This is a genomic window from Veillonella parvula (assembly GCF_032472435.1).
Lineage (GTDB): Bacteria > Bacillota > Negativicutes > Veillonellales > Veillonellaceae > Veillonella > Veillonella parvula_N.
In genome coordinates this window covers 1-20,553 of record NZ_JAWEGM010000006.1, presented here as the reverse complement: position 1 = coordinate 20,553, position 20,553 = coordinate 1, and the positions used below count along the sequence as shown (strand labels likewise).

19 protein-coding genes and 3 tRNA genes are annotated in these 20,553 nt (G+C 38.5%); 21 read left to right on the top strand and 1 reads right to left on the bottom strand.

Going from position 1 to position 20,553, the window contains the following annotated elements; genetic code table 11:
* The first annotated feature begins 61 nt into the window (after window positions 1–61).
* The 5 genes from E7A03_RS08190 to E7A03_RS08170 all read left to right on the top strand — a co-directional run bounded on the left by E7A03_RS08190 (window position 62) and on the right by E7A03_RS08170 (window position 5,854).
* Window positions 62–556, top strand: coding sequence for a dihydrofolate reductase (locus E7A03_RS08190; protein WP_008715045.1), 495 nt, complete (start codon window positions 62–64; stop codon window positions 554–556).
* Window positions 553–2,865: a Tex family protein gene (locus E7A03_RS08185; RefSeq protein ID WP_316074004.1), complete on the top strand. Its 2,313-nt coding sequence runs from the start codon at window positions 553–555 to the stop codon at window positions 2,863–2,865. Before E7A03_RS08190 ends, E7A03_RS08185 begins: the two co-directional genes overlap by 4 nt.
* 261 nt (window positions 2,866–3,126) lie before the next feature.
* Window positions 3,127–4,611: an aldehyde dehydrogenase family protein gene (locus E7A03_RS08180; RefSeq protein WP_004696787.1), complete on the top strand. Its 1,485-nt coding sequence runs from the start codon at window positions 3,127–3,129 to the stop codon at window positions 4,609–4,611.
* Window positions 4,612–4,782: 171 nt separating this feature from the next.
* Entirely contained in the window at window positions 4,783–5,583 is an 801-nt protein-coding gene (locus E7A03_RS08175; RefSeq protein ID WP_229039601.1) for a hypothetical protein, read from the top strand.
* A complete protein-coding gene (locus E7A03_RS08170; protein WP_229039600.1) occupies window positions 5,576–5,854 on the top strand; it encodes a hypothetical protein in 279 nt (92 codons plus the stop codon). The genes E7A03_RS08175 and E7A03_RS08170 overlap by 8 nt, the downstream gene beginning before the upstream one ends.
* Before the next feature lie 82 nt (window positions 5,855–5,936).
* Here E7A03_RS08170 and E7A03_RS08165 read toward each other — a convergent pair whose 3' ends face one another.
* The gene (locus E7A03_RS08165; RefSeq protein WP_174892355.1) at window positions 5,937–6,512 is read right to left on the bottom strand and encodes a hypothetical protein; all 576 of its coding nucleotides are present in this window, start codon (window positions 6,510–6,512) and stop codon (window positions 5,937–5,939) included.
* A 305-nt stretch (window positions 6,513–6,817) separates the two neighbouring features.
* Here E7A03_RS08165 and E7A03_RS08160 point away from each other — a divergent pair, with 305 nt between their 5' ends.
* From E7A03_RS08160 to E7A03_RS08085, 16 genes are all read left to right on the top strand, one after another.
* Entirely contained in the window at window positions 6,818–7,768 is a 951-nt protein-coding gene (locus tag E7A03_RS08160) for a hypothetical protein (protein WP_316074002.1), read from the top strand.
* A gap of 21 nt (window positions 7,769–7,789) precedes the next feature.
* Entirely contained in the window at window positions 7,790–8,182 is a 393-nt protein-coding gene (locus E7A03_RS08155; protein WP_008715059.1) for a hypothetical protein, read from the top strand.
* A gap of 104 nt (window positions 8,183–8,286) precedes the next feature.
* On the top strand, window positions 8,287–8,715 hold the full coding sequence (locus E7A03_RS08150) for a phosphatase (RefSeq protein WP_156696938.1): 429 nt from the start codon (window positions 8,287–8,289) through the stop codon (window positions 8,713–8,715).
* Window positions 8,716–8,812: 97 nt separating this feature from the next.
* Entirely contained in the window at window positions 8,813–10,360 is a 1,548-nt protein-coding gene (locus E7A03_RS08145) for a DEAD/DEAH box helicase (protein WP_024061602.1), read from the top strand.
* A gap of 171 nt (window positions 10,361–10,531) precedes the next feature.
* The gene (locus tag E7A03_RS08140) at window positions 10,532–10,951 is read left to right on the top strand and encodes a Fur family transcriptional regulator (protein WP_004695325.1); all 420 of its coding nucleotides are present in this window, start codon (window positions 10,532–10,534) and stop codon (window positions 10,949–10,951) included.
* Window positions 10,952–11,144: 193 nt separating this feature from the next.
* On the top strand, window positions 11,145–11,981 hold the full coding sequence (locus E7A03_RS08135) for a deoxyribonuclease IV (protein ID WP_024061601.1): 837 nt from the start codon (window positions 11,145–11,147) through the stop codon (window positions 11,979–11,981).
* A 265-nt stretch (window positions 11,982–12,246) separates the two neighbouring features.
* Window positions 12,247–13,479 carry an exonuclease SbcCD subunit D gene (locus tag E7A03_RS08130; RefSeq protein WP_156696939.1) on the top strand — a complete coding sequence of 411 codons (1,233 nt, stop codon included), beginning with the start codon at window positions 12,247–12,249 and terminating at the stop codon, window positions 13,477–13,479.
* On the top strand, window positions 13,480–16,563 hold the full coding sequence (locus E7A03_RS09975) for an AAA family ATPase (RefSeq protein ID WP_156696940.1): 3,084 nt from the start codon (window positions 13,480–13,482) through the stop codon (window positions 16,561–16,563).
* Between the two features lie 92 nt (window positions 16,564–16,655).
* Window positions 16,656–17,030, top strand: coding sequence for a VOC family protein (locus tag E7A03_RS08120; RefSeq protein ID WP_004696890.1), 375 nt, complete (start codon window positions 16,656–16,658; stop codon window positions 17,028–17,030).
* Window positions 17,030–17,737 (top strand): tRNA threonylcarbamoyladenosine dehydratase, encoded by a 708-nt coding sequence (locus E7A03_RS08115; protein WP_060919884.1) that lies wholly within the window; start codon window positions 17,030–17,032, stop codon window positions 17,735–17,737. The genes E7A03_RS08120 and E7A03_RS08115 overlap by 1 nt, the downstream gene beginning before the upstream one ends.
* On the top strand, window positions 17,734–18,168 hold the full coding sequence (locus E7A03_RS08110; protein WP_004695336.1) for a peptidylprolyl isomerase: 435 nt from the start codon (window positions 17,734–17,736) through the stop codon (window positions 18,166–18,168). Before E7A03_RS08115 ends, E7A03_RS08110 begins: the two co-directional genes overlap by 4 nt.
* Before the next feature lie 4 nt (window positions 18,169–18,172).
* A complete protein-coding gene (locus tag E7A03_RS08105) occupies window positions 18,173–18,802 on the top strand; it encodes a hypothetical protein (RefSeq protein ID WP_004695338.1) in 630 nt (209 codons plus the stop codon).
* Window positions 18,803–18,885: 83 nt separating this feature from the next.
* A complete protein-coding gene (gene speE / locus E7A03_RS08100; RefSeq protein ID WP_004695340.1) occupies window positions 18,886–19,725 on the top strand; it encodes a polyamine aminopropyltransferase in 840 nt (279 codons plus the stop codon).
* 218 nt (window positions 19,726–19,943) lie between these two features.
* Window positions 19,944–20,019, top strand: a tRNA-His gene (locus E7A03_RS08095).
* Between the two features lie 24 nt (window positions 20,020–20,043).
* Window positions 20,044–20,118: transfer RNA gene (locus tag E7A03_RS08090), tRNA-Gln, on the top strand.
* 4 nt (window positions 20,119–20,122) lie between these two features.
* Window positions 20,123–20,198, top strand: a tRNA-Lys gene (locus E7A03_RS08085).
* Window positions 20,199–20,553: the final 355 nt, after the last annotated feature.

The window sequence follows — 20,553 nt, the reverse complement described above, 5'->3', positions numbered from 1 at the left end:
CCATTGCTAAATAGTATAATTTATGACTGTTGCCATATAGTATTAACTGAAAGAGGGCAGTATGTTAGCATTAATCGTAGCCGTAGCACATAATCGTGTAATCGGTAAAGATAATACTTTGATTTGGCATTTGCCAAATGATTTGAAATTCTTTAAGGAAAAAACAACAGGACATGTTATTATCATGGGCCGTAAGACCTTTGAAAGCTTACCGTTCTTGTTGCCAAATCGTGAGCATTGGGTAATTACTCGTGATAAAGGCTTTGATGCACCAGAAGGTGTTAAGATTTTCCATAACCCTGAGGCGGCTGCTGAAGCAGCACGTGCTCTTGATGCGGCCTACGTTATTGGTGGCGCTCAAGTATACGAAGCTTTTCTACCTTATGTAGATACTATGTATATCACTGAAGTGGACCACGAATTTGATGGGGATGCATTTTTCCCTGAATTCTCAGAGGATGCTTTCACTATCGAATCCGTTGTAGACGGCATTGTGGATGAAAAGAATCAATATCCTCATCGTTTTGTAACCTATCGCAGAAAGGCAGCTAAATGAGTGAAAGAATGTTTGCCCTTATCGGCAGTGAATTAAATGTTAAGCCAAAGCAGGTGCAAGCTGCAGTAGAATTGCTGGACGAAGGCAATACGGTGCCGTTTATTGCGCGGTATCGTAAAGAGGTAACGGGCGAATTGCAAGATGAGCAATTGCGCACCATTGAAGAACGCATTAAATACTTGCGCAATTTAGAAACACGTCGCCAAGAAATCATTGCTTCTATTACAGAGCAAGAAAAGATGACAGACGAGTTGATGAAATCCTTAGAGGCAGCAACAAAGCTTCAAGAGTTAGAGGATTTATATTTACCGTACCGTCCTAAGAAACGTACGCGCGCCATGATTGCCCGTGAACGTGGCTTGGAGCCGTTAGCGGAAATGATCCTTAACGATACAGTTATCTCTGGTGATCCGCTAGAGATCGCAAAAGAATACATAACAGAAGAGGTTCCTACACCAGAGGATGCCATACAAGGTGCTTCTGATATCGTAGCGGAAATCGTCAGCGATAGTGCAGACTTCCGGGCGTACTTGCGTAAGAAGATGTGGAATGAAGGCTTTATTCAAGCTGAATTGAGCGGTGAAGAGGAAGAACAACAACAATTCTTGCAATACGCTGAATATGCTGAGCCAGTTCGTCAAATGCCGTCGCACCGTATTTTGGCGGTAAATCGCGGTGAAAAATTAGGTGCTTTAAAACTAGCTCTAACTGTACCAGGTGACACCTATGTCGCTTATATGGTTCAAAAGTTAGAGAAAAATCCGAAGTTGATCTTTGCAGACTATAAAGCAGCCGCCGTAGCCGATGCGTACAAACGCCTTATTTTCCCAGCTTTAGAGCGTGAAATCCGCAATGAATTGACGGAAAATGCGGACGAGCAAGCTATCAAGGTATTCGGTGTGAATCTTAAAAATCTATTGTTACAACCGCCACTAGCAGGGCACGTCATCATGGGTCTCGACCCTGGTTACCGCACCGGCTGTAAGATGGCTATCATTGATCAACAAGGCAATGTGCTCGATTACGGTGCTTACTACTTAACAAATAGTGAAAAGCTTCGCAAGGAAGCTCAAAAGGTATTGGCTGATAAGATTCGTAGATTTAAGGTGACGCTCTTGTCCATTGGTAATGGTACTGCATCTTACGAAACAGAGCAATTTGCATCTACTATGATTGAAGAGGAAAAATTAGATTGCCACTATATCATTACTAATGAAGCGGGCGCATCTGTGTACTCAGCATCTAAATTGGCTATCGATGAGTTACCAGATTTAGACGTTACCATTCGCGGTGCTGTATCGATTGCACGCCGTGTACAAGATCCATTGGCTGAATCTGTTAAAATCGATCCTAAATCTATCGGCGTAGGTCAATATCAACATGATGTAAATCAAAAACAATTGACACATACCTTAGACCAAGTAGTTGAAACTGTAGTAAACCACGTTGGGGTAGAGCTAAATACTGCATCTCCAGCTATCTTGCAACATGTTGCAGGCATTTCTAGTGCGGTGGCTAAAAATATTGTTGCATACCGTCAAGAGAATGGTGTGTTTAAAAGCCGTAAGGAATTGCTAAAAGTACCTCGTTTAGGCCCTGCAGCCTTTACACAATGTGCTGGTTTCTTGCGCTTACAACACGGTAAAAATCCACTGGATAATACATCCGTTCATCCAGAGTCTTATGAATTGGCAGAGCGCATCATTGGTGAATTAGGCTTTACCTTAAAAGACTTACAAGATAAATCTCAATTAGAAGCATTGCAAGTAAAATTACCTCTTGTGGATGCCGATAAAATGGCTGCCAAGCTTGATGCGGGCGTGCCGACTGTTCGGGATATCTTGGCGGCTCTTGCTAAACCAGGTCGCGACCCTCGGGAAGATTTACCGGCTCCATTGACCAGAAAACACGTAGTGAGCCTTGAAGATATCAAGGTCGGTACCGTTGTAAAAGGTACTGTTCATAACGTAGTTGATTTCGGAGCTTTTGTAGACTTTGGGCTTAAAACGAATGGTCTATTACATCGCAGCGAGCTTTGCAATAGCCGTCAACATCCATCTGATGTGCTTGCTGTAGGTGATATTATCGAAGCTCAAATCATTTCTGTTGACGTAAAGCGCAATCGCATCGGTCTGTCTGTAAAAGCATTACAACCAGAAAAACCAAAGAATAACGATAATAACCATAATAGAAATAATAATGGCCAACGTAGAAATAATGATAACCGAAACAACAACCGTAATAATGGCGGACGTCAAAATGATAATCGCCATAATGGTTCTCTTAATAATGGGGATCGTCGAAACTGATAATTTCTTAGAAGACTAGTTAATCTACATTAATAGATTTTAAATGATAGGCATTCTTGACTAAAAGTCATTATACCAAAAACCGCACCCTCTATGGTTTTAGAGGGTGTGGTTTTTCTATATAGCTAAAAACTATGTATATTAATGCAGAACAGATATATCGAAAATGATATATCTAATTGAAAAAATTAGATATAGGGAGTATGATGAAACCATAGAGGGGAAATTCCTAAATCATATTCCTAAAGAGGAGGTAATGCAATGAGCTTGAACCTTAAAGAAAGATATGGACTTTTAATTAATAATGAATGGGTAAAGGCATCTGACGGTGCTGAATTTAAAGTATATAACCCTGCTAATGGCGAACAACTCGCTATCTGTGCAGAGGCTACATATGGCGATGTTGATAAAGCTGTAGAGGCTGCAACAGAAGCTTTCAAAACGTGGAAAAACGTTTCTCAAGTAGAACGTGCTGATTATTTATTGAAAATTGCGGATGCTATCGATACTCACAAAGAACATTTGGCACAAGTTGAAACATACGACAATGGTAAGCCAATCCGTGAAACATTGAACGTGGATATTCCACTTGGGGCGGACCATTTCCGTTACTTTGCAGGCGTGCTTCGTTCCGAAGAAGGCTCTGCACAAGTATTTGACGAAAATACATTGAGTCTCATCGTTCGTGAACCGATTGGCGTTGTAGGTCAAGTTGTGCCTTGGAACTTCCCATTCCTAATGGCCGCTTGGAAATTGGCTCCAGCTCTTGCAGCAGGCTGTACAGTTGTTATCAAACCTTCTAGCCACACATCTCTTAGCTTATTAGAACTTGGCGATATTTTGAAAGAAATCTTGCCACCAGGTGTTGTAAACATCGTAACTGGTAAAGGTTCTAAATCCGGTCAATATATCCTTGATCATCCTGGTTTTAGCAAACTTGCTTTCACAGGCTCTACAGAGGTAGGTCTAGATGTATATAAAGCAGCATCTGAACGCTTGATTCCTGCCACATTGGAATTAGGTGGTAAATCTGCGAATATCTTCTTTGAAGATGCGAACTGGAAACAAGCTCTTGACGGGGCAATGCTCGGTATTCTTTTTAACCAAGGTCAAGTATGCTGCGCTGGTTCCCGTATCTTCGTACAAGATACAATTTACGATAAATTCGTAGCTGAACTTGCTGCACTATTCGATAAGGTGAAAGTTGGTTTGCCTTGGGATTCATCTACTCAACTTGGCTCCTTGATTTACGAAGACCAAGTTAATAAAGTATTGAGTTATGTAGACCTTGCAAAAGAAGAAGGAGCTCGCATTGTAGCCGGTGGTGTACGTGTTACTGATGGCGAACTTGGTAAAGGTTGCTTTGTAAGACCTACACTTATTGTAGATGCTACAAATGATATGCGTGTAGCTCGCGAAGAAATCTTCGGCCCTGTAGCTGTTGTCATCAAATTCCACAGCGAAGAAGAAGTTATTGAACAAGCAAATGACAGCTTATACGGCCTTGGCGGTGGCGTATTTACTCAAAACATCAACCGTGCTATCCGCGTAGCTCGCGGTATCGAAACAGGGCGTATGTGGGTAAATACATACAACTCAATCCCTGCAGGCGCTCCATTTGGCGGCTATAAACAATCCGGTATCGGTCGTGAAACTCATAAAGTTATCCTTGAGCACTACACTCAAATGAAAAACATCATCGTAAACTTGAGCGATAAACCATCTGGTTTCTACGATTTAGATTAATAATTGAATAGACTCTACCTATAATTACATAAAAGAGGCACCAATTTAATTATTGGTGCCTTTTGTGTTATTCATTATAATATTATTATAAATAAAATACACTTTTACGATAAAGAGGATTCGAATAATTGTTGTGTACGTATATGTGTAAAAATAAGGAGAGGTGAAATAATGAGGTCTATTCCCATCAAAAAATTATATAATCCCCAATATGATCTCTTATCTATTAGTGATAAGGAGGAATTGTTATATCAAATTGGAGAAATATATAATCTAGAATTAATATCCTTTAAAGACTTTGCTGCATTTAGACAATCCACATATACAGCAGTATATCGTTCACATGATGGTATAGACTTTGTATTTGTTCCTGGCGATACTGTTACGTTAGGGTTTGATTTTAAAAATAAACCATTGCAGGATATTTTTAATGATGAAAATTTGGCGGAGCTTGCCTATCCATTTGTGGAGGGCTATGAAGATGAAATCTTTAGTGAAGACGATGTTCAAACTAAGATTCGCGAAACACTAGAAGATGAAGAGGTACTATCCAACATAGAAACGTATTTTAAACATAATTTTACTCAAGAAGATGAGTTTGTAATCCATCCATTATTGGTACAAAAAGAGTATAGTGAAACTTGTTGGACACCTATTTCAGATGAGGAACTCAGACAAAATAAAGAGTGGCAACAGATGATAGAAAAAGCCGAAAGCAAGGGGCTTTCTGAAATAATGATTCATAATATCATTTGTTTATATCAAACAGACGATAACCATTGGTATGGTAAACTTTATGAAGAAACTACATTTAAGAAATTGTTACAGAACATAAAAAATCATGGGTACTCTTTACCGACACGAAGAGAGTGGGAGTATTTATCTGGCAAGGGGTGTAGGACCATTTTTCCATGGGGGAACAATATAGATTTTTCTATGAACTTAAAACATATGGAATGGATGGATGGATAATGATGGAGAGTATACATTAGAAAAGGAAAACTTTTTTGGCTTGATTATAGGTGATGATCCGTATTGTAGAGAAATCGTCTATGACGAAGGTGAATTTTCCTATAAAGGTGGAGACGGTGGCCGCAATATATGTGGCGGCTTAGGCGTTATTTGGGGCTATTTACCTGTTTCACCATACTTTCAAGATAGTGAAATGGTAATTGGCAATAATATAAATGGAGGATATGATTTCTTTAGACGCGTTATAAGAATTAATGACAATATGAAATGATGTTACATATAATAATTCTAACATTTCAAATGATAACGTCGTCTCATACGTAAAAGAGGTACCCTAGATGGTACCTCTTTTATTAATATTGGGATAAACGGAATATTTTTCTATACTCTTGCGGTGCATCAGAACCATCAGAAGGTTTTATGATGACTCTAATATATATTTTTTCTTTGAAATCTGGATATGTTGCAGCATATTCTTTGCAGAATTGATCCATACGATTGTAAAAGTTTATTACATCTTGATTTTGTATAGCCGAATAGGGGATAGGCATTTCAATATACAAAGAAGATGTATCATATGTTCCATAGGATAACTCCTCTGATGTTAGATAGTTTTTCATTAATGGGAATGCAGTTATCAGCGGAATGTTGGTTATCAACATTCGATCAACTTGTGGTACAACAGGTGCAGAGGTGTGCAAGACTTCAGATATTTCAATGGGCATTTGTGGATATTTGTCAAAGGTGACTTGCCATCTATTGTTCCTATGAGACTCTAAGTGATATGTTAGATTAGGATAATCCTCATTTATATATTGTTGTACCTCATCTTCACTATAATGTGAGAGAAGATGACAACCCGTTGTTAGTATGAGGGATAGTATAATCAGTGGTAATAATATAAATCGTTTTAGGGTAAAAGGTTTCATTGTATATTCCTTTTATACTACTTTAGGAAGTTTAGTAAATCGTAATTGCTTAACAGGTATTGTTTAATTTATTGGCGGAATTTTGGAGTACATTTTGGAGTACATTATTTTAATTATATTATATCTTAATTAAATGTTTACTCATATAGCTGATTTAATACCACACACCTCTCAATAAATCATAATAAAGAAGTAGCCCGAAAGAGGTGTCTTTTTTGTACTTAACAATAGTCTATTATATGTAAAAGTATAGGGTATGTTATAATTGTAGCCATATAAAATCGTGTTATTTATAGAGGGCTATTATGAATTTGAAGAGAGTAATTAAATGGATTGGATATATTGTTGGCATAATAGTAGTGCTTTATATACTCATATTGGGAGTATTGATATATTTCTTGGCAAGTGGTGACTTTAAAAATAGTTTGATTTATTTAAGTGATCTTAAAGAGAGTGGATTATATTATGGCAATGAAAACCGTAAGATTGCTGATAATGTAGTTGCTGTTCATGAGGTGGATAATAAACTTTATTACATAACGTTAGACGGTATTGGTATTTTTGATGAAAATGTAAGTTTACTAGATGCTTGGAATAAAAATCTTAATAAATATAATACTTTCATTCCTCGGATAGATTCTAAAGAAACACAATTTAATGTAAGTCTTGATGAGTTATACCCTAATATTTCTAGTCTTGATGAAAGTGATAGAGATATATGGCATGAGATCTTTTATGATAGTGAGAAACGATATACAGGTCCAAACGCTGGATATACTATAAAGTTACCTTTCTATGTATCGTATAGAAAGGAAGACTCGATTAAGCATAATGATATAGTAGATCTTTCTACAGGGACTATTATTGGTGAGTATGGAAGTGAGCATATTTTAAGAAATAATGCTTATTATAACTTTAAATTTGGAAAATTGACTAAGCTTGATTTCTCTCAGAAAGCTATATATAGCTATTATTCTAATAATCTTGATATAGGTCGGTTTAGCAAGAATAATGCAGGTGATGAGAGATATGAATCTTATGCACGAAATGAGTTAAATAAAGTAAGAACGAAAGACATAGAGGTATTACCTAATTTACTAAATCAACGATTCATAGTGTTTAATTCCTTTAACGAGTTTTCTGATTTTGATAAAGTTACCTTTGAAGCATTAACCATTGATGCAATTAAAAATCGGAAGGCTTTACAATTAGGGCCGTTAGAAAATCAAACCCTGCAGCAGTATTTGAGTAAGTAACCATATAGTGGATGGTGTAAAATGAACAAATTTGAAATATTAGGATATTTTTGGATTTTTATATCTATGTCATTATCTATAGGGTTATATAAACTTGAGCTTAGTAAACGTGTCATTGATGAAGAATATGAATATATTAAAAAGCATAGAGCTTTTGGTAATTTAACCAAGTATTTAACAATAATTGCAATTGTAAGTGTAGTCCTATTAAATTGTAAATTTTTAATTGATAAAGATTATTTATTTATTGCCCAATATGGTGTTGTTTGGGGAGTTTACGTACTTTTTATTATATGCACAGGTTTTTATCAAAAGCGGAATAGTTTGTATTATAAACGTGGTCTTTTTGCTATTTTTTCTATATTATTTGGTATTGCTGGTTTAGGTTATGCATTAAAGAATATGTTCTTTTAGTAGTAAATATATCAATTCAGATTTTATCAATATAGTATTGTTTTGTATGGGCACTTATGGAATGATTTTTAGAAATAAAAAATGATTAAAGGACAGTATAATTCATGATTCAATTAGATTATCTATTAATTATAGGAATATTGCTTAGTGTTTTGCTTTTTCTTTTGGTTGGCGTATTTTACTATAGTAAATCTAAACTTTTAAAGGGACTCAATATTTGGTTTTTAATAATACTTAGCGTTTTATTAAGTTATTTATTATATCCCTTATATGAACTGACAGATTATAGAGAAGAATTTACGTCAGTAGTTATTATCTCTGCGATAATTATTAAAGTAATTATCAATTTATCTATATTTATGATAGCGGATAGAATAACAACAAAATGGATTTCTAAATTATTATTAATTATATGGGTTGTTCTTGTTGAATGCTTGTATATGCCTATTTATTTGTCATATCTTGTTTTGTTATGTGTATCAGGTGGAATTGTGTTGATTGAACATTTTAAGGGGAAAAGAAATCCTATTTAGCTTAGATTCAGAATTACTTTTATAGCGCTCGCCCTCGAAATATGATATACTACTTAAATGCGCATAGTTCGTGCGCGATAGGAGGAAACACATTTAGATGTTAGAAAAATTTGAACAATTAATGATTAGCGAACCTGTTCTAAGAGCGTTAAACGATATGGGCTTTGAAGAGCCTACGCCAATTCAACAGGAAGCTATCCCAGTTGCCATGAGCGGTAAGGACATGATCGGTCAAGCTCAAACAGGTACTGGTAAGACAGCAGCATTTGGCTTGCCTGTATTGGAACGCGTAGACGGGAATGAGCGTCACGTTCAAGTAGTTATTTTATCCCCTACACGAGAATTAGCTATTCAAGTAGCTGAAGAGCTTAACAAAATGGCTCAGTACACGAATATCACAGCACTACCAATCTACGGTGGTCAAGATATTAATCGTCAGTTCCGTGCCTTGAAAAAGAACCCTCAAATCATCGTTGCCACTCCTGGCCGATTGATGGATCATATGGATCGTGGTTCTATTAAATTTGACCATGTGAAAGTTGTGGTATTGGACGAAGCCGACGAAATGTTAAATATGGGCTTTGTTGATGATATCAATAAAATCTTGGGTGCTATCCCAGAAGACCATCAAACATTGTTGTTCTCTGCTACGATGCCTAAAGCTATCCAACAATTAGCTGAAACATATTTGACAGAGCCAACATTGATTCGCATGAAACCGACTCAAGTTACGATGGACTTGATCGAACAATACTATATCGAAGTGCAAGACCGTCAAAAATTCGATGTTCTTTGTCGTTTGTTTGATATCCAAACACCTGAACTTGCTATTATTTTCACGCGTACGAAACGTCGTGTTGATGAAGTGACAGAAGGTCTTAAGAAACGTGGTTACATGGCGGAAGGCATCCATGGCGATTTGTCTCAACAAAAACGGGACAGCGTAATTCGCCAATTCCGCGAAGGTACCATTGATATTCTCGTGGCTACAGATGTGGCAGCTCGTGGTCTTGATATTTCTGGCGTATCTCACGTATATAATTATGATATGCCTCAAGATCCTGAAAGCTACACACACCGCGTAGGTCGTACAGGTCGTGCCGGTAAAGCAGGTCAAGCTTTCACGTTCGTTATCCCTCGTGAAATGGAGCATTTACATGCTATCGAGCGTTTAACAAAACGTAAAATTGCACGTCGTCGTGCACCTTCATTAGGTGAAGTTCTTGAAGGTCAACAACGTTTGGCAATTGAAAGCCTCGTTGAAATGACAGATAATCTAGAAGCCTTGGCGCCTTTCAAATCTAGTGCTGAGGAATTGTTGAATGATACAGATTCCGTAACACTTTTGGCGGCAGCTCTTAAATTGTTAACAAAAGAACCAGATACTACTCCTGTAAATATTACAGAAGAAAAACCATTGCGTGTACGCCGTCGTCGTGAAAGTGGTCGTAGTGATCGTCGCCGTCGTGATGGTGATCGTCGTCGAGATGACCGCCCACGTCGCAGTCGCGATGATCGTAGAAGTGATCGTCGCAATGACCGTAAAGGTGACCGTCGCAGAGATGATCGTAAATCTGATCGTCCGCGTGGAGAGAAAAAAACTCGCCATCAAAGTGAAGGTTTTAAGCCTTACTTTAAAGACTAATAGGATGTGGATTGCTTCTGGGCAATCCACATTTTTTATTACTTAATAGTTAATACTATTTATCTTGATAAGTGTTGAGAATTTTGATATAATAAATAATAATTATTTCTTGTAAACGGTCGATAATGGCCTATGCCTTATAGATTTCCAAGTGGAGAAAGGTAGATTATTATGGATATCGCACAAATTTTGCGTAGTCAGGGGTTTAAAGTAACCCCACAACGTATTGCGATTTATGATGCTTTGCGTGGTCATCATGATCATCCAACAGCAGAGATGTTGTATCATACGTTGCGCCCAGAACATCCAAGCATGAGCTTGGCTACAGTGTACAAGACGATGGAGATTTTTGAAAAAATCGGTCTTGTTAAAATTCTAGAAGTTGGTGATGAGCGCGCTCATTACGACTGGGACACACAAGCTCATTCCCATATCCGTTGCATTCGTTGTAATAAGGTAGAGGATATGATGGGCATTGATTTGAAAGCTATCAAAACGATTGCTGATCAAGGTAGTGAATATCAAATCACAGGTCAACATATTACCTTTGAAGGTGTTTGCCCTGAGTGTGCAAAAAAAGAAAGTCATTAATAGATAACCCCTGTTGTTGAAGGGCTCCTTCACGGCAGGGGTTATATTAGTTATCATATATCTTTATCTATTAGTGTTATAGAATAGCTATAGTAACAAAAATAGCTATAAGCATAATACAATAGATATTAGAGTTAGGCGTTTTATAATTATAAAATTGTAGAAATCGTATAGTCATATATAGAGGAGTATTATGTTTGTAATAGGCAGTCACTTATCAATTAGCAAAGGTTATTTACATATGGGCAAGGAAGCGACTAAAATTGGGGGAAATACGTTCCAATACTTTACGCGCAACCCTCGCGGTGGTAGCATGCGAGCTCTCGATGTTGAGGATATGAATAACCTTAGTGTATATATGAAAGAACACAACTTTGGTACCTTGTTGGCCCATGCACCGTATACTTATAACCCATGTGCCGCCAAAGAGGATTTACGCGCTTTTGCGAAGCAATCTATGATGGAAGATTTAGAGCGTATGGAATATTTGCCAGGTCAAATGTATAACTTTCACCCTGGTAGCCATGTGAAGCAAGGCGTAGATCAAGGTATTGAATACATTGTAGAGTGTTTGAATGAAATCTTATTTCCAGGTATGAAGACAACAGTCCTCTTGGAAGTAATGGCTGGTAAGGGTACAGAAATTGGCTCTCGTTTTGAAGAAATTGCACGCATCATCGATGGCGTAAAACTAAAAGAGTACATGGGTGTGTGCGTTGATACTTGCCATATTCACGAAGGGGGTTATGATATCGTAAATAATCTCGATGGCGTTATTGACGAGTTCGATCGAATTGTAGGTCTTGATCGTTTGAAAGCCATTCATTTGAATGACTCTAAAAATCCTATGGGGGCCCATAAAGATCGTCATGAAAAAATTGGGGAAGGACATATTGGTATCGATGCTATTGCTCGCGTTGTAACACATCCTAAATTGACGAACTTGCCATTCTACTTGGAAACACCAAATGAATTGGACGGTTACGCAAAGGAAATTGCTATGCTACGCTCTATCGTAGAAAATAAATAATTAAAATACAGATGTTAATTTAGTTATATAATAAATATGTAGAATACCTGATGCTATACTAGTTATTGCAAACTCATAAAGTTATTAAAACTATTAAAGCTGTTAAAGCTATTAAAGCTATATAAAGCTATATAAAGTTATATAAAGCTATATAAAGTTATATAAAGTTATTGAATTTCCATAAACTTATGGGACTAAGAGATCGTTTTGGCATTTGAATACATACATTGTGTAAGGTATAGGGAGAACTGGAAAGGGGGACAAAATGCGTTTTTTACATACTGCCGATTGGCATTTAGGGCGTATTTTTTATGGCCAGTACTTAACAGGGGACCAAGCTCATGTGTTGGAACATCAGTTTTTTAATATTTTGAAAGATGAAAACATCGATGGCATATTGCTTGCAGGGGATATTTTTGATAGAGCGGTGCCACCCATTGAAGCTATCGAATTGTGGGACTCCATCATCACTCGTCTAGCTATGGACTACAAGGTGCCTCTCTTTGTGGTGAGCGGTAATCACGATGGGGCAGAACGTCTTGAAGTGGGGCGCTCTATGTTGGGCCAATCGGGTATCCATATTTGGGGCTCTCCTCATCACGCGTTGAAGCCTTTTGAATTTGAAGGGACAGATGGCAAGGTGGCAATTTGTCCTATGCCTTTTAGTGAACCCCGGCGCATAGGGGAGGCTTTATTTGCTGATGTAGAGTCTACTAATACAGAAACTGCCAATATTGAAATTGCTGACATAGTAACACCGTGTTATGAACAAAATTGCGAAAGCGCTTTGAATCTGCACAATTATGACCAAATGTATCAGGCTTGGAGTAATTACTTGTATAAACAAGTGCCTAAGGGGATGCGCAGTATCGCCATTAGCCATGCCTTTGTTATGGGCGGTGAAGTAGGGGGCTCAGAGCGTACCTTGTCTGTAGGTGGCAGTGAACAGGTAAATCCTCAAGCCTTTAAAGATTTTCACTATACTGCCTTGGGACATTTGCATGGGTCTCAACGAATGGGTGCAGATTGTATTCGCTATAGTGGCTCTCCATTAAAGTATTCCTTTGATGAACATATGCAAAAGAAGTCTTTCACCATCATTGATATGGATACAAAGGGGACCGTAGATATTAGTACAATTCCTGTAGAGGTGAAGCGAGATGTAGTCATTTTGGAAGGATATTTTGAAGACCTGTTAAATGATAAAGTATTACAGGCTAAACATAGGGATGATTATGTGCAAGCTCGTTTACTTGATACGATGCCGATTATGGATGGAATGGCTAAACTGCGCCAGGTATATCATCGTTGTATGACCATTGATCTAGTTGGTCGCATGGCAGGGCCTATAGCAGATATGGGTGAGGCAATTTTCAAAGAATTAAATGAACGGGATCTATTTAATCAATTTGCAGAAACTGTGTGGAAGGAACCTTTAACAGAGCAAGAACAGCAATATATCAACTCTGTATGGGACCGAATTCTTAAGGAGGACTAAATGAAGCCTATATCATTAACTATAGAAGCCTTTGGTCCGTATCGTGATTCGGTCACATTGGACTTTAACGAGCTCCAAGACCATTCCATGTTTCTCATCGCTGGCCCTACAGGGGCAGGGAAAACATCAATCTTAGATGCCATGGTGTATGCCTTGTATGGTGAGCCGAGTGGGGAAGTACGTAAAATAGATGCTATTCGCAGTGACTTTGCAGAACCTCATCGAATGACTCGTGTTGATTTCTCCTTTGCTATTGGCGATGCACAATATCGTGTTGAACGGTTACCGAAACAGATGGTAGCAAAGAAACGTGGTACAGGGATGCGTGAGCAGAATGCTAGCGCTACTGTATATGAAAAGAAAGATGGTGAGTGGAAGGTTATTGCCACCTCGGCTGCCGCCATTCGCGATACCATTCAGCAAATTATAGGCTTTCGCAAGGATCAGTTCTTACAAGTTGTGCTATTACCTCAAGGGGAATTCCGAAAGTTACTAGTGGCCTCTACGAGTGAACGTGAGGAATTACTACATACACTCTTTAGAACGGAACTATATAGGAAATTACAAGAAGCACTCAAGACTGCCTATGATGAAGCAAAGGCAGGTATTGAAGAAAATCTAACAAAGCAAACTGCCTTCATACAGTCCATCCCTCATGATGGAGCAACTCCAATGGTAACCATTGAGCATGTGCGTGAGTTACTAGCAAATCGGGGCCCACATCGAGAAGCTCTTGCTATAGATCGAGATGAGGCAGTAACCGTGGTAGAACAGTTTAATGTGCTCCGAAATCAATGGTCGTTATATAATCAGGCTCAACAATCTCTTGCTGAGGCTACTTCGAAACTTGAACTCATGAAAGCAAGGGAAACTGAGCGTGTAAATCTAAGCGAAAAGGTTCAGTTCCTTAACTCTTTGGCACCAACTCATGAATTATATAAACAATATATTGAGAAACAAGCTATATTAAAAACTTTAGAACAGGCCCTTTCAGATGCGAAAAAACATGTGGAACTAGCAACTCAACATGAGGCTAAATGTTTAGAGGTTTACAGTGGCTTAGAAGGTCAATCTGAAAGTATACAAGCTAAGAGAACTACCTTAGCTCAATTTCAACAACAAGCAGAGAAGTTTGACGAGTTAGATGTATTGAAAAAGAAATTCTCTACACTGCATAGTAGTTTAGAAGAATTAGATAGTAAAAAAAGCGAAGATGCCTTAGCTAAACAACGGGAGCTTGTAAAAACTTTAGAAAACGACTTAGGAAGTTTGCGTAAACAGTTACAAGATAATAACAAATCCTTAGAGAATATTACTGTTATTCAAGGGCAACTAAATGATTTACATAGATATTCTGAATTAATAGAGGAAATTAGTAAGGTACAAAAAGAAATCGATGATAAAGGTCAAACGTTAGCGTCTTTAGGTGAAACAGTGCAGGTTGTAAAGGTACATCTTGAACGATTAGAGCATCTAATGCAAGAAGGGCGTGCCTTTGAGCTAGTTCATCTAGTTGTAGCTAATGAGCCTTGTCCGGTCTGTGGCTCTACAGATCATCCACAGTTAGCGGCGAAGCCAGAGATTTATCCGACTAAGGATGAAATTGAAGAGGCTCGTAAAGCCCGTGACGTAGCACTACAAAAGCAAGCTAGCGAAGTGGGACAACAGAAAACCTTAGTTACTCGTCTTGATGAGTTAACTAAGCAAGTAGAGGCACAAGTTTCTACGCTAAAGTTATCTATGGACGGTTTTTCTGAGAAAAACTTTGCATCTGTTCAACAGGATTTGTTGGCTAAAATGGATCAACTCACAGCTTTACGTGGTGAGACTGAATTGTTAAGTAAAACTATAGCTGACAAGGAGCATAAGTTAAAAGTAGCTAGAGATAAGTTAGCAACTTTAGAGCTTGCCCATAATGAATTACTTAAAAATCTACACGATCTAGAGATTCGGATTAGCTCAGTACAGGCTAACATTGATGCTCTATCTAAAACTTTACCAACCACGGATATAGCTGCGTGGCAAAAACAGCTAGAGTCGTTAGATAGTGAGATTACGGTTTACGATGAGCAGGTGAAAGTTGGTAAAACTAATTTAGATGCTGCTCGAGAACAGTTGAATGCCAAACGCGGACGCTTAGAAACTTTGTCCTCTCAAGTAAAAGAAGAAACAAAAAATCTTAATTTGATGTATGAGAACTATACAAAGTCATTACAAGCCATTTCTTTAGGAGAGGATGATTTTGTAGAGGCTTTACGTGATATTAAAGAGATAGAGACCTATAGAACACAGCTGCATGCTTTGGATGAAGCCTTTAATAAAGCACAAGCTGTATATGATGCAGCGTTAAAGGTAGCAGAAACTGTGGTTAAGCCAAGTGAGACTGTTTCCGATGAAATCTATGCTACAGCAGTAGCGCATCGAGATACACTAGTAGGTAATCTTGCGGCATGGGATAAAGAAACAAAGCATATCGAAACTACGCTCACCTCATTAGAAACACTTGAAACTGCTATGGGCGAGGCTCGGGAAAAGGTGAAGTTCTTAAGCCGATTAAATGATCTCGCTAATGGTGGGGAGCAAGGCTTTAAAAATGTTACCTTTGAGCGTTATGTATTGGGGGCTATCTTAGATGAGGTCGTATATGCAGCCAATTTACGACTTCAGAAGATGAGTCGCAACAGATATTCCTTGGAAAGATCTGACTATACAGGTGGTGGTCGTGGCAAGCAAGGCCTTGATTTGGCAGTTATGGATGCTTTCACGGGGCAATCTAGACCGGCAAATACCTTGTCGGGTGGCGAAACATTCTTGGCCTCTATGGCGCTTGCCTTGGGATTAGCGGATGTTATTCAAAGCTATGCTGGTGGTATCCATATGGATACGATGTTCATCGATGAAGGCTTTGGCACGCTTGACCCAGATACATTGGAACTAGCTATGGAAACATTGGTACAATTGCAATCTTCTGGGCGCCTTATCGGTATGATTTCCCATGTACCTGAGTTAAAATCGCGCATACCTGCTCATTTAGAAGTTATTCGCGGTGACGATGGTAGTACGGCAAAATTTGTTATTAACTAGATATCATTAACTAGATATAGATTTGCCAAATGTGTTACTATAAAAAGAGGAGAATTCCTACAAAAACATCCTGTATTTACGAAGGGGGTTCTATGAAGTTTTCGTTTGCTCATAATAATATAAATGTTAAAGACCTTGATAAAAGTCTAGCATTCTATAAAGAGGCGTTATTGCTCGAGGAGTCTCGTCGTTTGGAAGACCCAAGCGGTGCTTTCACTCTCGTGTATTTAAAAAGTCCTTATACAGCACATGAATTAGAACTTACATGGTTGCGTGACTGGGATCGCCCTTATAATTTAGGGGATAATGAATTCCACTTAGCATTCTATGTAGATGACTATGAAGCGGCTCTTAAAAAGCATAAAGAAATGGGCGTTGTTGCTTATGAAAATGCTGATATGGGCATTTATTTCATAGCGGATCCAGATGGATATTGGACCGAAATCATTCCGACGGGGAAATATTAATGGAATATATGTTAACTCGTTTAGAGTGGTTGGTTGGTCCCAATAAAATCCAAACATTAAAGGACACGTCTATTGCACTCTTTGGTGTCGGTGGCGTAGGTGGTGGTGCCCTTGAGGCGTTAGTGCGAGCTGGTGTGGGGCGCATCGTCATTATTGATGGTGACTCCGTAGCGCCTAGCAATTTGAACCGCCAAATGATTACGACTCATGATACGATTGGGGCACGTAAGGTAGAGGTGGCAAAGGCGCGAGCTCTTTCCATTAATCCTGATGTGGTGATAGAAACCCATGATATTATGTATACTGAGGAAATCTATCCTGGATTTATTCAAAGCTTGAACGTTGATTATGTTATTGACGCCATCGATATGGTAACGGCGAAACTTAATATCATTGAGGTTTGTCAACGTGAAAGCATCCCTGTTATTTCTTGTATGGGCGGAGGTAATCGCTTTTACCCAGAAAAACTTATGATTGCAGATATCAATAAGTCTCATACATGTCCTTTGGCACGCGTTATGCGTCGGGAACTCAAAAAACGGGGTATAAAAAAACAATTAGTTTTATTTTCTACTGAAAAACCGACAAAACCACAGTTCCGTGGTGATGCCACAAGTCCTGGGACATGTAGTTTTGTGCCACCAGTGGCAGGTTTTATATTAGCAGCACATGTGTTGCGTACAATTTTGGAGGTACCTGAACAATGAAAAAAGCGAAAATCCATATGGCTGACGGCGGCGATATCGTAATTGAATTATTTGAAAAAGAAGCGCCTGGCACAGTACAAAACTTTATCGACTTGATTAACAAAGGCTTCTACAATGGCCTTCGTTTTCACCGTGTAATTCCTGGTTTCGTAGCACAAGGTGGTTGTCCTAATGGCAACGGTACAGGTGGTCCTGGCTATACAATTAAAGATGAATTAGTTGGCAATCCGCATAAACATGAGCGCGGTGCTTTATCTATGGCTCACCGTGGCCCTAATACTGGTGGTAGTCAGTTCTTTATTGTATATGAGCCACAACCTCATTTAGATGGTGTACATACTGTATTTGGTAAAGTCATTGAAGGTATGGATGTAGTTGATGGTATCCAACAAGGTGCTATCATGGAAACTGTAGAAGTAATCGAAGGTTAATCTCATGAATGAAGTATCTATTAAACATCCAGAATGGCTATATATCGATGTAAATGGTAAAACATCATATGGGTATGACCAAGAGTGGTTCACTGATGAGTGGCAACGCTTGTCTGGTTGTGGGCCTACATCGGCATCACAAGTATTGGGCTATTCGCTATTTAGGGATGGCTTATTAGATCTAGAAACCACATCCGACCAAACGCTTGCTTTAGAACGGATGAACTTAGTTTGGAAATATGTAAAGCCACGTTTTGGTGGTGGTGTTTATAAAACTCAATGGATGGAACGTGGTCTTACTCGCTTACTCGAGGATAAAAGCCTATCTTATGATGTACATATGTTGAATGTATCTCCGTTCTGTGCATCACGCGTAGAGGTGGAGGCTGCAGCTCAGTTTATACATGATGCATTGGCACAGGATGTGCCTGTAGCATTTTTAAATCGTCATAAAGGAAAAGAGAAGGCTCTCTATACCTGGCATTGGGTTCCGATTCACAAGATGTTTATGGACGGCGATGATATCCGCTGTGGCATCTTTGATGAAGGTGAAATTCGTGATTTCTCTTTGGCGAATTGGATGAAAGACACTATTTTAGGTGGTGGATTCTGTTACATTAGTCGCAAAGAGTAAGTAATAGAGCAATTAAAGTAATATACATACGCATCGCAGTGATTTGCGATGCGTATTGTAGTATAAATAGTAGGAGGTACTACATGAGTCAATGGATTACTGAGGAACAAACACCTCACTTACGTCTAAGCGCTGAAGCGGAAGAAGTGCTTTACTCTGGGGAATCTGAGTTCCAGAAAATTGAGGTTTTTAAATCAAAAGAGTATGGTATGATGCTCGCTTTAGATGGCGTGTTCCAAACATCTGAGCGTGAAGAGTTTATCTATCATGAAATGATGAGCCATATCCCTTTGTTCTTACATCCTAATCCTGAGCGCGTTTTGATTATCGGTGGTGGTGATGGTGGCGTAGCTAGAGAATGTGTACGTCATGATTGTGTAAAAGAAGTAACAATGGTTGAAATCGATGGTAAGGTTGTAGAGTTGGCAAAACAATATCTACCAACTATTGCTAAAGCTATGATTGAAAACCACCCTAAATTGACTGTAAAAATTGGTGATGGTATTGGTTTCATGGCAGAAGCAGAAGATTACTATGATGTAATTATCGTGGATTGTTCCGATCCAATCGGTCCTGGTGAAGGCTTATTTACAGAAGAATTCTATAAGAATACATTAAAAGCTTTGAAAGCTGATGGCTTGTTTGTACAACAAACAGAATCTCCGATGTTACATCAACCATTAGTGGAAAAAGTTTTTGGTTACGTTAATAGCCATTTCCCAATTGCTCGCTTATATACAGCTTTTATTCCAATCTATCCTGCAGGAATGCATTGTTTTACATTGGGTTCCAAAACATTTGATCCTCTAACATGGACTCCAAACCGTGAACAAAACTTTGAAACTAAGTATTATAATGCAGATATTCAAAAAGCTGCATTTGCATTGCCAAATTTTGTAAAAAATTATTTGCCAACTAAGTAAATAATATGTATAATGGGGAAGCACCATTTGTGAAACGAAAGTTTCCGATAGTGCTTCCTTATTTATATGGGGATTAAAGGGCTTATATTAGAGATAACACAATTAAAAGTTTCGTTTGTAAAAATTAATGAAATTGAGAAAAAGGTGTTGACACAAATCTCTAGAAAAGATATAATTCTCTTTGTTACGAAGACAATGTCTTCGATACCTACAAGGTGGTGGGTATGGTGAAGCGGTTAACACGGCGGATTGTGGCTCCGTTACGCGTGGGTTCGATCCCCACTACTCACCCCATAACCTACACATCGTAATCACTGTAGGGGTGTCGCCAAGTGGTAAGGCAACGGACTTTGACTCCGTTATGCGCTGGTTCGATCCCAGCCACCCCTGCCAACATGACTCACTAGCTCAGTTGGCAGAGCACCTGACTTTTAATCAGGGTGTCCCGCGTTCGAGTCGCGGGTGAGTCACCAAATTAAAACTCACAAACTTCGGTTTGTGAGTTTTCTATCTCTATTTTTAGAGATTTTGGTTATGATTGTGAGTATAAATTTAATCAAAAATCGGTTGAAAAAATCTTTGGAAAAGAGGTTGACGATTTAAGGTTAGATTGATATACTATACAAGTCGTTAGGGCGCAGAACTAACGTAACAGATCTTTGAAAACTGAACAATGATAGGTAATCAATCAAAACGATTGAACATATGCCAGAGTGCGGGTTTTGACAAAGTCAAAACCAACCATAATTCAAAGTTACTTCAATGTAACGACAACAAATAATGAGCTATTCAAATAGCTTCAAGATATCTTGGAGAGTTTGATCCTGG